The 13,199-nt window shown below is 58.8% G+C and carries 10 protein-coding genes; 6 read left to right on the plus strand and 4 right to left on the minus strand.

Annotated features, from left to right (window positions below):
- Positions 1 to 169 precede the first annotated feature (169 nt).
- Complete coding sequence (locus PWJ82_RS06130; RefSeq protein ID WP_274735846.1) at positions 170 to 1,282, minus strand: Atu2307/SP_0267 family LLM class monooxygenase; 1,113 nt, start codon at positions 1,280 to 1,282, stop codon at positions 170 to 172.
- A gap of 31 nt (positions 1,283 to 1,313) precedes the next feature.
- Positions 1,314 to 1,892 carry a VIT1/CCC1 transporter family protein gene (locus PWJ82_RS06135; protein ID WP_274735848.1) on the minus strand — a complete coding sequence of 193 codons (579 nt, stop codon included), beginning with the start codon at positions 1,890 to 1,892 and terminating at the stop codon, positions 1,314 to 1,316.
- A 233-nt stretch (positions 1,893 to 2,125) separates the two neighbouring features.
- Between PWJ82_RS06135 and PWJ82_RS06140 the strand changes: the two genes are divergently transcribed.
- Positions 2,126 to 2,833, plus strand: a complete 708-nt coding sequence (locus PWJ82_RS06140; RefSeq protein WP_274735849.1) for an NAD(P)-binding domain-containing protein — start codon at positions 2,126 to 2,128, stop codon at positions 2,831 to 2,833.
- Between the two features lie 6 nt (positions 2,834 to 2,839).
- Here the strand turns inward: PWJ82_RS06140 and PWJ82_RS06145 are convergent, their stop codons facing one another.
- Positions 2,840 to 4,057, minus strand: coding sequence for a hypothetical protein (locus PWJ82_RS06145; RefSeq protein WP_274735850.1), 1,218 nt, complete (start codon positions 4,055 to 4,057; stop codon positions 2,840 to 2,842).
- Positions 4,058 to 4,136: 79 nt separating this feature from the next.
- Positions 4,137 to 5,204, minus strand: a complete 1,068-nt coding sequence (locus PWJ82_RS06150) for a LacI family DNA-binding transcriptional regulator (protein WP_274735852.1) — start codon at positions 5,202 to 5,204, stop codon at positions 4,137 to 4,139.
- Between the two features lie 235 nt (positions 5,205 to 5,439).
- Between PWJ82_RS06150 and PWJ82_RS06155 the strand changes: the two genes are divergently transcribed.
- The 5 genes from PWJ82_RS06155 to PWJ82_RS06175 all read left to right on the plus strand — a co-directional run bounded on the left by PWJ82_RS06155 (position 5,440) and on the right by PWJ82_RS06175 (position 13,180).
- A complete protein-coding gene (locus PWJ82_RS06155) occupies positions 5,440 to 6,729 on the plus strand; it encodes an extracellular solute-binding protein (RefSeq protein WP_274735853.1) in 1,290 nt (429 codons plus the stop codon).
- Positions 6,726 to 7,625, plus strand: a complete 900-nt coding sequence (locus PWJ82_RS06160; RefSeq protein WP_274735854.1) for a carbohydrate ABC transporter permease — start codon at positions 6,726 to 6,728, stop codon at positions 7,623 to 7,625. The genes PWJ82_RS06155 and PWJ82_RS06160 overlap by 4 nt, the downstream gene beginning before the upstream one ends.
- 3 nt (positions 7,626 to 7,628) lie before the next feature.
- Complete coding sequence (locus tag PWJ82_RS06165) at positions 7,629 to 8,471, plus strand: carbohydrate ABC transporter permease (protein WP_274735855.1); 843 nt, start codon at positions 7,629 to 7,631, stop codon at positions 8,469 to 8,471.
- A 6-nt stretch (positions 8,472 to 8,477) separates the two neighbouring features.
- A complete protein-coding gene (locus tag PWJ82_RS06170) occupies positions 8,478 to 10,838 on the plus strand; it encodes a glycoside hydrolase family 3 N-terminal domain-containing protein (RefSeq protein WP_274735856.1) in 2,361 nt (786 codons plus the stop codon).
- Positions 10,839 to 10,984: 146 nt separating this feature from the next.
- Entirely contained in the window at positions 10,985 to 13,180 is a 2,196-nt protein-coding gene (locus PWJ82_RS06175; protein ID WP_274735857.1) for a glycoside hydrolase family 3 C-terminal domain-containing protein, read from the plus strand.
- Positions 13,181 to 13,199 lie beyond the last annotated feature (19 nt).

Below are 13,199 nucleotides of genomic sequence, written 5' to 3' on the forward strand. Positions count from 1 at the left end.
CGCGAGGCGGGTGATAACAACGATAATATATAGTGTTAATCATCTCGTAATCAAAAACAACAGTCCGGGCGGCCGCGGCCCCGCGCCGGGAAACGGCCGCCCCCCCCCGCGCTGCTTTATATCTGCCTTATATTCGCGGATGCTGCGAATCAGCTACTCCGCGGCCCAGCTATTCTCCGGCCAGCAGCTCCTTGACCCGCGGGATGACTTCGGTGCCGAAAAGCTCGATGGAGGAAAGATTCTGTTCGTGAGGCTGCGAGCCATAAGAAACCTTGAGGTCGTAGCGGGTGGCACCCAGCTCGCGCATGCCGGTGGCGATTTTGCGGGCCACAGTTTCCGGTGAACCCACCGCCAGCGCCCCGTTCTTCACCTCGTAGAGGTACGCCTCCCGCGAAGGCGGGCGCCAACCGCGTTCCCGCCCGATGCGGGAATTCGTTTCCACGTAGTAGTCGAAGAAGTCAGCCACGGCTTCCTCATCGGTGCGAGCAACATACCCGTAGGAGTGGTAGCCGACCTCAGCTGCGACGTCGTTCCCGAACTGCTCCCAGGCGCGCCGGTACAGATCCGTGAACGGAACAAAACGTGCGGTGGGGCTACCAATAATGGCGAGCATGAGCGGCAGCTTGTAATGGGCGGCGCGCACCACCGATTCCGGGCTGCCGCCCACGGCCACCCAGGTGGGTAGGGGGCCGTGTTCGAGCGGCGGGTAGAGGGTCACGGCATTCAGTGCTTGGGTGTGGGGCCCACCCTTCCAGCTGACGGGCTGGCCGTTGCGGGCGAGGAGTTCGGTGAGTAGGGAGAGTTTTTCGTTGAAGAGATCCTCGTAATCGGCCAGGTTGTAGCCGTACAGCGGGAAGGATTCGGTGAAGGAGCCGCGGCCCACCATCAGTTCGGCGCGACCGTTGGAGAGTGCGTTCACGGTGGCGAAACGTTCGACCACCCGAACCGGGTCGTCAGAGCTGAGGACGGTGACGGCGGAGGAGAGACGGATGCGCTGGGTGCGCGCGGCAATCGCGGCCAGCACTACATCGGGGGCGGGGATTGCGTAATCGTCGCGATGATGTTCACCGATATTGAAAATGTCGACGCCGACCTCTTCGGCGCGCACCGCTTCGGCCACCACATTGCGGACCACCTGGGCGTGGCTGAGCTTGGTACCGGAGGCATCGGCGGTGACGTCGCCAAAAGTATCGATTCCGAAGGTGTAGGTCATATCAGGTCCTTTCGAGGGCCGGGTGAGATCCGACGGGCCGGGCCACACTTCCAGTCTGAGCTTAGCCACAGAACGAGCCAGCGCCACGCCTGATTGAATGCTACACTACTTGGCCGAAAAGTGCTCCGATGCCGAAGGTCAGGGCGAGGCCGAGGGTACCGCCCGCGGCGGTGCGGAGGGTGGGGCGCAGCGGCGGGACTTGACCGATCCACGCGGCGATCCAGCCGGTGAGCGCAAGCGCGGCGACGGTGACCACGAAGCAGATTGGGGCGATGGCACCGAGCGGGGCGAGCAGGCTGGCGGCGAAGGGAACTGCACCGCCAGCGAGGAAAGAGAAGAAGGACGAGAAGGCCGCTCCGAAGGGAGAGACAATGTCACGTTCCGTGGCGGGTCCGCCCGCCCGGCGCCGCAGCGCGTCCAGTTCCGCATCGCGCTGGGAGGAGACAGAAATGTATTCACCGAGCGCCATAGATACCGCTCCGCCAATGAGGGCGGCGAGCCCGGCGAGCAGAATCGCGGTGCTTGAGGCCCGCGCACCACCCATGGCTATCACTACCGCAGCCACGGAAACAATGCCATCGTTCGCGCCGAGCACTCCGGCCCGCAACCGGTTCATCGCTTCGATACCCAACACGCCTGGGATACCCGCCATGGTATCGGACATATCTAAGCGACCCATGTCCCCATGCTTGAATTCGCATGCTTCAATTGCGCATTTCTCCACAACTAGAACCTCCATTAGTGGTACTTCTAGGCTTATTCTTATGCGGAAATCGTGGAAAAGATAGGAAGGTCAGGCTACACTCACTTGGATATAATGTGTTTTATTTTTGGCGGCAGGGCCCACGATGAGGGTGTGGCACAGCCAGTGGCCCTGGGAATACTTCACCGCTCGCTTTCCGTTCTTTCTTTATGAACACCACTGGGGATAAAGATCTGATAGGCCTGCTGGGGGCGGGTAAGCTTGGCACTGCTATAGGACGCTTGGCTGCGGAGGCGGGTTTTCCACTGGCGGTAAGCGTGCGTCCGGGTAATCCGCTCTACGATCTCACTTTGCCGACCTTGCTGCCGACCGCTCGCCTGGTTTCTTTCGAGGAGCTGACCCGCACGGCGGATATTTTGATTTTGGCGCTCCCGCGGCCTGCACTTGCTTCGATTGATTTGACCGGGGTTCGTGGCGTTGTTGTTGATGCCACGAATGCCTGGGAGGCGACCGACGGGGCTGCTGCCGGCGGCGCCTCGGATAGTGGAGCATCGGACAGTGGCACACCTGACCATGCCGCTGCGAATTCCGGCACCACGCCTGCCCGGCACACTACCGCCGCGCTGCAAGCGCGTTATCCGGAGCTGGCTATCGTCAAGAGTCTTAATCATGCGGGGTATACGGAGTTGGCCGCGGAGGCTCGCCCGCACGGAGCTCCGGCGCGCCGTACGGTGGCTGTGGCCGGGGATGACGCTGCCGCACGTTCCCGAGTGGCTGCTTTTATTGATGCGATTGGTTTTGATCCGGTGGAGCTGGCTGCTGAGCATGCGCCGCTGCTGGAGCCGGGTGGGGTGGCTTTCGGGCAGCGCTTGGAGCTATCCGATTGGCCGGTGGATATCTTGGCGGACCGGAGCTAAGCGCTGCTAGGGGCGCATTCCTACGTTGATGAGGGGTGGGGTGCCGGAGGTGGCGCCGTCGTACACAAGGTAGTAGGTATAGTCCGCTAGACCGTTCTCAACTGCCGGGTTGTCCACGGAAAAGACGCAGAGAATATCGGTGGGGCGCGGTTTGATATCGCCTTCGCCGGGCACCTTTGCGTCAAAGCGATCAGTTTCTCTCACGTACCCGCCGGTATCTTTCACATGCCCGCCGCTGACTGTGGTGCTCAGGGGTTCGCGAGCGTTGCATCCGCGGAAAACGGGGTGTGCAGCGGCGGTGGTGCGCTGTTCTTCATCCGTGAGGCGTGGATCGCCGGTGAGTTCGGGGAGTAGATCTTCCCATTCCGAGCCTGCCGCGGCAAGGGTTTGACGGTCAGCCTGCGCGCGTTCTTCGGTGGGTGCGGTGACGGAATGCCCGTCCTCAAACTGGAAGGACACCTCGCCCGTTTGCACGAACTGACTGCCGTTCCACACGAAGTTCACGGTGGTGGTATGCGGCGGATACGCGCGTTCCATGGCTCGCGTCACTCCACCGACGGGCGTATAGGACGTGTACGTAATCCGCGCCTGGCCGGCCTTGAATTCCATGGAGTGCACGCTGAAGGACCACAGGCCGTCATAGTCTTGGGCGATGTGGGTGCCCCGGACGCTGTTTTTCACACCCCACTGATGGTTGCCAATGGCGGAAACGAGCCTGAGGTTGGCATCGTAAATCCCGATGGCGCCGATGGCCGGGTCCCCCACCCCGCAGGACATCGCGACCGCGCGATATTCCACGCCGCCGAGCACCAGCGGCTCGGTGAGGTGAATGGTTCCCGGCTGCATCCCTGTTTGCCGGTCTGGAAGGATTTTCCCGTGCGCCACGGTTACGGGCGCGGGCGGGTTACGTTTGCTGTAACACACATCCGGAAGAATATAGGTTCCGTTGCGCATTTCTTTATCCGTGGGGCCGGGCACCGGCGCGGGGCTAGATTCCGCCGCGGTAATGGGCGACGACGACGCACCTGCCGCTCCGCCCGCCTCAGCCGATGCCGTTGCGGTAGCCGAGGGGCCAGCCGCCGGAGTTGAGGAGGTTCTCCCATTGAACCACCACCAGAGCCCGCCTGCCACGCCAAGTGTAAGCACCAACAGTGCCGCTATCAGGGACGTGCGGGTGGCGCGGCTGCGGGGTTCTTGCCGAGTTGGGGCTCCGTTGTCGCTCATGCCATCAGTTTACCGGGAGGCTACGACACGCTTTTAGGTGAAATGGTTGCCTACACATGGGCCGCCGCAGACTGCTTAATTACAAAGGTTCAGGAGCAGGGGCGGTTGTGCCGCGGACGATGAGCTCGGTGGTGAGCTGAAGAGCACCGCCCGTATCGATACCCTTGCGAGCATCGGAAAGAGTGCGGATGGACAGGGCACCTAGCTGGCGAATGGGTTGACGCACCGTGGTAAGCTGCGGCGATGAGGACCAGGCCATGAGAGTGTCATCAAAGCCAATAACTGACAGATCCCGCGGAACCCGCAAACCGGTTGCTCGTGCAGCCTCGATTACTCCTAGTGCAGACTGATCAGAGGCCGCAAAAACTGCGGTGGGCCACTGTGAGCGAGGCAGGGTAAACAATTGCCGCCCAGCCGTAAATCCTGACTCAAACGTGAACCCTCCTTCAACAATAAGCTTGTCATCCACTACCACATCGGCAATTTGATACGCGGAGAGATATCCCTGCATCCGGTCTTGCGAAGGGACAGATCGAGGCGGGCCAGAAACGAAAGCAATACGGCGATGGCCGAGGGAGAAAAGATAACCCGTCGCATCCTTGCCGCCACGCCAATTAGTGGCACCAAGTTCACGCACTCCTTTTGGGGGAACCTGTGGCGAATCAACGGAGACAATGGGGATATTGAGAGCTTCAGCCAGTGATACAAGATCTTCGGAAATCGGTGCAGTTACCAGAACGATGCCTACGTATCCGCGTGATGCGATGAGCCTAAGCCAATCCTCCGACAGTGGTTCTATCGCGCGGGGTGTGGAAGGGGAGCCGTCTGGAGTCTCATCTAATTGCCACACGGTTAAGCCGAAACCCATGTGCTGGCTTTCCACGGCAGCACCGGAAATCACTTCCATGGTGTAAGGAGATTTGAGCGAATCTGACACCAATGCAATATGTGGAAACGTGGAAGGCCCTCCCTGAGTGGAGCGCAAGTATCCCAATTCCTCCGCGGCCGTTCGCACCGCAAGCCGTGTAGCGACAGAAACATCGGGCCGATCATTCAAAGCCTTGGACACTGTTGCGCGTGACAGCCCTGTTTTCGCGGCCACATCATGAAGTGTCACCCGAGCACTCTGCACATTACTTTTTGACACCACGCACCTCCTTCCGAAATAGTTTCGCACTAGTGAAGAGTAAAAAGCAAAGATCTGATCCACTCACTTGAATGATTCTTCGGCATTTTCTACACCCCACCCCACATTTAATGTGAGCCACGTCTCTTGCATTGGACTTTGTTTTCGGTAGAAACTAAATATGTTGATGGTGGATTCGCGAAACAGTTTCGACCAACGAGGGTTGAAAGCAATCCCCGGAACAGGAGTTTCAACGATGAAACGTACTCTTCTCCGTGCAGGGGTCGCCGCTCTGGCAGCCCTTGGACTTGGATTAGGCGCTTGTGGCGGTGCCAAACCTTCCGGAGGTGCTGAAGGCGCGAGCGCCTGGGCACTCACCGGCGGAGCTCAAGAAGTAGTCCGCGCAGCGTTTGATAAGTGGAATTCCGATAATCCTGACCGTCAGATCGCCGTGGAATACATGGGTAATGACGCGTACAAGGAGAAAATTCGCACAGCGGTCAATACTCCCCAGTCCCCCACTTTGGTGTGGAGCTGGGGTGGCGGAACGCTGCGTGATTACGTCAATAACGGCATGGTTGTTGACCTAACGGATTCCACCACCGAACTTCAAAACAAGCTTTTCCCCGCAATCCTCGAAACTGGAAAGGTTGACGGTAAGGTCTACGCGCTCCCCGTCAACCAAGCGCAGGGCGTGTACTTCTACCTCAATAAGGAAGTTCTTGACGCTCACGGGCTTTCTGTTCCCCAAACTTGGGATGACCTTCTCACCGCGGTGAAAACTCTCAAGGCTGCCGGTGTCACCCCAATTGCCTTAGCGGGCCAATCGCAATGGCCGTACCTCATGTGGATCCAGTACCTTACTGATCGCATCGGTGGTCCAGAGGTCTTCCAGCGAGTTCTCGATGGTGAACCGGGAGCATGGTCGGATCCCGCAATTCTCAAGGCTCTCGAAATGATCCAGGAGCTCGTTGAGCTCGGCGCATTCGGTGATGCTTACGGCTCCGTGACAGCGGATGCGGGTGGAGATATCGCCATGGTTCATACCGGTAAGGCCGCCATGGTTTTGCAGGGAGCGTGGGTTTGGACCTCCTTCCACGAAGACAACCCGACATTTGCCTCATCCGGCAACCTTCTTTATTCCACCTTCCCGACTATCGCTGGTGGAAAGGGGAATCCGAAGAACCTTGTGGGTAATCCCGCAAACTACTGGTCAGTTTCCGCCAAGGCTTCCGAGGATGCGCAGAAGACTGTGACCGACTACCTCAACACCATTAATCTCAATGATGCGTATGTTGATCACCTGCTCGAGATCGGTGCGGTTCCCGGAGTGAAGGGAATTGATGACAAGATCGCCAAGGCAAAGGATTCGGATTACCTATCCTTTATCTACAACTCGCTTGGAGACGCCGAGCACTTCCAGCTGTCCTGGGATCAAGCACTTCCCTCCGAGCAATCCCAAGCTCTTCTCACGAACCTCAGCCAGGTGTTCCTACTCCAGCTCACCCCGCAGCAGTTCGTTGACAACATGAATGCGACGCTATGAAAGCTGTAGCGCATCGCGCGAAGCGGACCAGCAGCTACGGGCCCTCGCTCTGGCTGCTGGTCCCCGCTCTCGCCTTCTTCGTATTTTTCGCTGTTGTACCGCTGATTGGTGTTTTCGTGCTGTCCTTTACTCAGTGGGATGGCCTGGGAACTCCGCAATTTGTCGGGCTCGATGAGTGGCGCCGTGTTTTGAGTGATCCCGTCACCATGCATTCTTTCAAGCTGACCATGCTACTCACGGTCCTCACCTGGCTTATTCAAACTCCCATTAGTTTGCTTCTGGGTGTCTTCATGGCCGGGAAACAGCGGTATCGTGCGGTTCTTGCCGCTATCTATTTCCTTCCGCTTTTGTTCTCATCGGCGGCGGTAGGTATTACCTTCAAAGCCTTGCTTGATCCCAATTTCGGTATTTCAACCTTGGGACTGCCCTTCCTCAAACAGGATTGGCTGGGAGACCCGAATCTCGCGTTCTTCACGGTGCTGTTCGTTATCTCGTGGTGCTTTATTCCGCTGCATTCCCTGCTATATCAGGGTGGTGCACGGCAGATTCCCATCCAGTTGTACGAAGCGGCAACGCTCGATGGAGCAGGACCGATACGTCAGTTCTTCACCATCACCCTCCCGCAGCTGAAGTACACGATTGTCACCTCGTCAACCCTTATGATCGTTGGTTCACTTACGTACTTCGACCTCATCTTCGTGATGACGAACGGCGGACCGGGTCACGCAACGCGTATTTTGCCACTTCATATGTATCTCACGGGATTCCGTTCCTACGAGATGGGTGCGGCCGCCGTTATCGGCGTCATCCTCGTGGTGTTGGGCTTGGCATTTTCCTTGGCACTGAACAAGCTCAGCGGCGCGGAAAACATGGAATCTCAGATGGAGGGAGTCTAAATTATGCGCGCGACCAAGAAAATGTCGACGCGGCACCGGCCCCGCATCGTTTCCGGATTCTTTGGCTGGCTCTGGCTATTCGTCACGATCATCCCTATTTACTACATCATCGTGACCTCGTTGCGCCCGCGCGAGGATTACTACAAGGAAGGCGCCTTCGCGATCCCCGGCGATCCATCCCTGCGCGCCTATAACGAAGTAATTCAGAACGATTTCGGGCTGTACCTCGGTAATTCGCTATTCGTCACGGTTATCACGGTAGCGGTCACCCTTACGATTTGCGTGATGGCGTCTTTCGTTATTATTCGACGGCGCACCCGTGGCATCACCCGAACCTTCCGTTTCTTCCTCCTCGGAATCGCAATTCCGATCCAGGCCATGATCGTTCCGGTGTACCTCATGATTGTCCAGCTTGGACTCTATGACACCCTGTGGGCGCTGATCTTCCCTTCGGTTGGTTTTGCCATTCCTATTACAATCCTCATTTTGACGAACTTCATGCGCGATATTCCGCGTGAACTCTTCGAATCTATGACGGTTGACGGCGCTACCAATATGCAGATCCTGCGCCGGCTAGTTTTACCGATGTCCGCTCCCGCGCTCATCACCGTAGGAATTTACGACGCACTCAACGTGTGGAACGGTTTCCTCTTCCCCTTGATCCTCACGCAATCGAGCGGTAAACGGGTTCTCCCCCTATCGTTGTGGACCTATCAAGGTGAATTCACGGCGGATGTTCCCGCCATCCTCGCCGCAGTTGTCCTCTCTGTTATCCCCCTTTTCGTCGCCTACGTGATCGGGCGCCGCCAGATGGTTGCCGGCCTTACCGCCGGCTTCGGAAAGTAGCACATCATGAAACCATGGAACGATAAAAGCCTCCCCACTTCCGAACGGGTGGATGCTCTTTTGAGCGAGATGACCCTGGAAGATAAAGCGGGGCAGCTCGGTAGTTATTGGGAACGCAAACAAGATGAGGATTCCCTTCTCAACTCGGGCCACCCCGATAATGACATCGAGACGGAAACCACGGCAACTGCGGCTACCGGGGATGTTGCCCCGATGGAGCATGAATTCGCTCAGAACCGTCTGAGCTGGGAAGAAACTGCTCGCTACGGGCTTGGCCACCTGTCTCGAATTTACGGTGCAGATCCCATTTCCGTTTCGGACGGTGCCGAGAAAATGGATCGGTTACAACGTGGAGTTATTTCCCGCTCGCGTTTCAATATCCCCGCGATCATTCATGAAGAATGCTTGACGGGTATTACCTGCCTGGGAGCCACCGTTTTCCCCGCGGCTATCGCGTGGGGAGCAACGTGGAATCCAGAACTCATTGAGAAAATGGCGAATGCTATCGGTCAGGATATGCACGCTATCGGAGTGCACCAAGGCCTGTCCCCTCTTCTCGATGTGGTGCGTGACTACCGTTGGGGACGCGTGGAAGAAACCTGCGGAGAAGACCCCTATCTCGTGGGCATGCTTGGTACCGCTTATGTGCGTGGGCTGGAATCCGCCGGAGTCCTCGCAACACTGAAGCATTTTGCCGGCTACCCTGCCGCCCGCGCGGGGCGCAACCACGCACCGGTATCCATCGGCCCGCGCGAATTTGAAGATATTATTCTTCCCTCCTTCGAGATGGCCGTTCGCGAGGGCAAGGTGTCCAGCGTTATGAACTCCTACTCGGATATTGACGGCGAACCGGCAGCCGCGTCACGACACCTCCTTACAGATGTTTTACGCCGGCGCTGGGGATTCACGGGAACCGTTGTTTCTGACTATTGGTCTGTTAAATTCCTCGAGACTATGCACCGTGTTGCGGAGGATTCTCCGCATGCTGCTGCACTTGCGGTGCGGGCCGGTTTGGATGTTGAGCTTCCGGAAACGGTAGCCTACAACGATCTTCCGGCAGCTGTTCGTGCCAGCATTCTCAGCGAAGCCGATCTCGATGAATCTGTTCGTCGCGTTGTGACCCAGAAAATTGAGTTGGGTCTACTTGACGAACCCTGGAGCCAGGATCACATTGATAAGCAACGTGATCTCGACTCCCCTCGCAATCGCGAAATTGCGCGAGATATGGCAGATGAATCCATTGTTCTCCTCAAAAACGATGGTATTTTGCCGCTCAAACCGTCCCAGAAGGCAGCGATTATCGGCCCAACGTGGGCGGAGGTGCGTTCCTTCCTCGGCTGCTATTCCTTCCCCAATCACGTGCTCTCGCGGTACGAGGATCAGGGAACCGGGCTTGATATTCGCTCCCTTGAGCAAACTTTGCCAACTATCTTCACTCAGGCTCCTGTTTTCGAGAAGGGGACCGGTTTCCTCGATGGGGATGACGACGCCTTCACCCGTGCGGTGGCGGTAGCCCGCGAGGCAGATATTGCGGTGGTGACACTGGGAGATATTGCGGGACTCTTCGGGGGAGGTACCTCGGGCGAGGGATGCGACGTCGTCGATTTGTCTCTGCCCGGGCGCCAAGGCGAGCTCCTCAATGCAATTCTCGACACCGGAACACCCACCGTCGTAGTGCTGGTGACGGGCCGCCCTTACGCACTGGGAGAATACGCTGATCGGTGCGCGGCGATTATCCAAGCTTTTATGCCGGGCGTGGAGGGCGCACAAGCGCTGACCGATGTTCTTTCCGGAAAGACGAACCCTTCAGGCCGACTTCCCATTGCTATTCCGCGCACCAAGGGAGGGCAACCCGGCACCTATCTGGCCCCTGCGCTCGGCTGGTTCTCTGACGGAATCTCCAATCTAGACCCCCGCCCGCTCTACCCCTTCGGTTTCGGACTCTCCTATACCTCGTTTGCCTTGAGTAATCCGCAGGTGTCCGCAACGGAAGTCCCGGTGGATGGCAACCTTACGTACACCGTCTCCGTGAGTAATACCGGTGAGCGGGCGGGTTCACATGTTGTGCAGCTCTATGCCACCGACCCCTACGCGGAAGTGGTACGCCCCCTCAAGCAACTTATTGGTTTCACGAAGGTCCATCTTGATGCGGGTGAAACTAAGCAGGTGACGTTCCGGATTCACGCGGATCGATTCTCCTTCACGGGCATTGATATGCAGCGCATCGTGGAGCCGGGAGCAATTCTCCTCTCTGCCGGAAGCTCTTCGGAGCAGCGGCTCAGCCCGATGCATATCACCCTGGTGGGCGACCGTCGGATTGTTCCGGAAGGCCGTGTGCTGACCACTCCGGTGGAGGTACATAGCTAAAAGCTGGCTTCTCCGCGTGGGAAGTCGTAACGGGGGCCTTCCGTTTGGGGAAATCCGGAGGCCCCCGTTTTATCACAGAGAGACCATTGCGAAAATGGTGGTCATAATTCCCCACCCCCTTACAAAGACGTAGAAAGGCCAACACCATGACAGAGAAACCACAGCAAACCCAGCAAGCCTCCGTCCTACTGACCGGCGGCAAAGACTTTTGGCATACCCATGAGAACGAGCATGGGCATTCGATTATGGTCTCGGATGGCCCGCACGGCCTGCGGGTCCAGCCCGGCGAGGGCGATCACCTCGGCTCGGGCGCCTCGCTGCCGGCCACGTGCTTCCCACCGGCCGTGGCGCTCGGTTCCACGTGGAACCCGGAAGCGGCGCGCGCCGTGGGAACCGCGATTGCGGAGGAGGCGCGGGCGCAGGGGGTCGGCGTCGTTCTAGGACCCGGAATTAATATCAAACGTGACCCGCGCTGCGGCCGTAACTTCGAGTATTTCAGCGAGGATCCTTTCCTCACCGCGTCTATGGCAACGGCCTACGTTACCGGTGTACAAAGCCGCGGCGTGGGGACTTCACTCAAGCATTTCGCTGCGAATAACCAGGAAACGGACCGGATGCGCCGCGATTCGCAGGTGGACGAACGCACCCTGCGGGAAATCTACCTGCGGGCTTTCGAAAAGGTGGTCAAGGAGGCCGCCCCGTGGACGATCATGTGCTCCTACAATTCCCTCAACGGCACGCTCGTCTCCGAAAACCGCTGGCTGCTCACCACGGTGCTGCGCGAAGAATGGGGCTATAACGGTGTGGTTGTGTCCGATTGGGGTGCGGTGCGCGACCGCCGCGCCGCGCTGCGAGCCGGGCTCGACCTGGAAATGCCCGCTCATCGCATCCACGAACAGGAAACCCTTGCCGCGCTGGAGGCCGGCGAGCTCGAGCCGAGCGCGGTAGAAACCGCTGCCGCGCGCGTGAGTGCCCTTATCGAAAAAGCACCGCGTGAGCGCGGGGAAGATTTCGATGCCGCGGCCCACCACGATCTGGCCCGCAAGGTTGCGGAACAATCTGTGGTTCTGCTTAAGAACGACGGCGCACTTCCCCTCCGCGCCGATGCCGCCATCGCCGTATTCGGTGAATTCGCGCAGCATCCGCGCTACCAGGGCGCCGGATCTAGCCTGGTCAACCCCACCCGGGTCACCACGGCCTGGGATGCCATCCAGACGCTCGCCCCGCAGGCAACGTACGCCCCGCTGGATGAGTCGCAACTGGAGCAGGCCCGCGGGGCTGACGTATGCCTCGCCTTCATCGGCCTGGGCGAAGCCGAAGAATCAGAAGGCTACGACCGTGGCACGATTAGGATCCCGGCCGCGCAGCTGCAGTTCCTGGATCGGCTGCTTGAGGTGAATCCGAATGTCGTCGTCGTACTGACGAACGGATCCGCGGTCACACTCCCCTTCGCGGATAAAGTTCCCGCCATTCTGGAAACCTGGGTACTAGGCCAGGCCGGCGGCGAAGCTATCGCCAATATTATTTTCGGGAAGGCGAATCCTTCCGGGAAGCTCACCGAAACGATTCCGCTGCGGCTGGAGGACTGCCCTTCCTACCCGCATTTCCCGGGCGACCGCTCCGGGGTGCGCTACGGTGAAGGACTCTTTGTGGGCTACCGCGGCTTCGATGCTCGGGTGCTGGATGTGGTGTTCCCCTTCGGGCACGGCCTGAGCTACACAACTTTCGAGTACAGCAATCTGGAAGTTGAGGCAGTTAGCGATGATATTCGGGTGAGCTTCACGGTGCGTAATACCGGGCAGGTGGCGGGGCGTGAAGTTGCCCAGGTGTATGTGTCGGTACCCAATTCCAAGGTGGTGCGAGTGCCGCGCGAACTCAAGGGTTTTGCCGGGGTGGAGCTCGAACCCGGGGAAGCCCGCGCGGTTTCCATCACGGTGAGCGCTGCCGATCTGGCCTACTGGTCCGTGGAACACGGCACGTTCCTGGTGGAAAAGGGCACGTACCGGATTTCGGTGGGAGCCTCCAGCCGCGATCTGCCGCTGGTTGCCGATGTGGAGCTGGCCGGCAACGAGCCGCAGGTTCACCTCACGCTCCTCTCCACCGTCAATGAAACCCTGGCGGTTCCCGGCGGGCGCGCCGTTATCGAAGAATTCGTGCGCGGGTCTTTTGATAGCGGTGATCTTGGTGTGGATATGCTCGCCCTCATGGGTGACGCCCCGCTCAGCGCCATCGCGGGATTCCGCGGCGCTGACCCGGCGGAACTCGAGGCCCGCCTCGCGGAGTTGAACGGCGGCGGTGACAACTGCGGTAACGACGGCGCCACAGCGCCTACCAGTAACTAAAAGCAAGCCCTCACCAGTG

Source organism: Actinotignum schaalii (assembly GCF_028864145.1).
In the GTDB taxonomy this organism is placed as follows: Bacteria; Actinomycetota; Actinomycetes; order Actinomycetales; family Actinomycetaceae; genus Actinotignum; species Actinotignum schaalii_B.

What these genes read in the sequence shown, in the direction of transcription:
- PWJ82_RS06170 (WP_274735856.1), top strand. Translation starts at nt 8,478, where the DNA reads ATGAAACCATGGAACGATAAAAGCCTCCCCACTTCCGAACGGGTGGAT.
- PWJ82_RS06135 (WP_274735848.1), bottom strand. Translation starts at nt 1,892, where the DNA reads ATGGGTCGCTTAGATATGTCCGATACCATGGCGGGTATCCCAGGCGTG.
- PWJ82_RS06165 (WP_274735855.1), top strand. Translation starts at nt 7,629, where the DNA reads ATGCGCGCGACCAAGAAAATGTCGACGCGGCACCGGCCCCGCATCGTT.
- PWJ82_RS06155 (WP_274735853.1), top strand. Translation starts at nt 5,440, where the DNA reads ATGAAACGTACTCTTCTCCGTGCAGGGGTCGCCGCTCTGGCAGCCCTT.
- PWJ82_RS06175 (WP_274735857.1), top strand. Translation starts at nt 10,985, where the DNA reads ATGACAGAGAAACCACAGCAAACCCAGCAAGCCTCCGTCCTACTGACC.
- PWJ82_RS06160 (WP_274735854.1), top strand. Translation starts at nt 6,726, where the DNA reads ATGAAAGCTGTAGCGCATCGCGCGAAGCGGACCAGCAGCTACGGGCCC.
- PWJ82_RS06140 (WP_274735849.1), top strand. Translation starts at nt 2,126, where the DNA reads ATGAACACCACTGGGGATAAAGATCTGATAGGCCTGCTGGGGGCGGGT.
- PWJ82_RS06145 (WP_274735850.1), bottom strand. Translation starts at nt 4,057, where the DNA reads ATGAGCGACAACGGAGCCCCAACTCGGCAAGAACCCCGCAGCCGCGCC.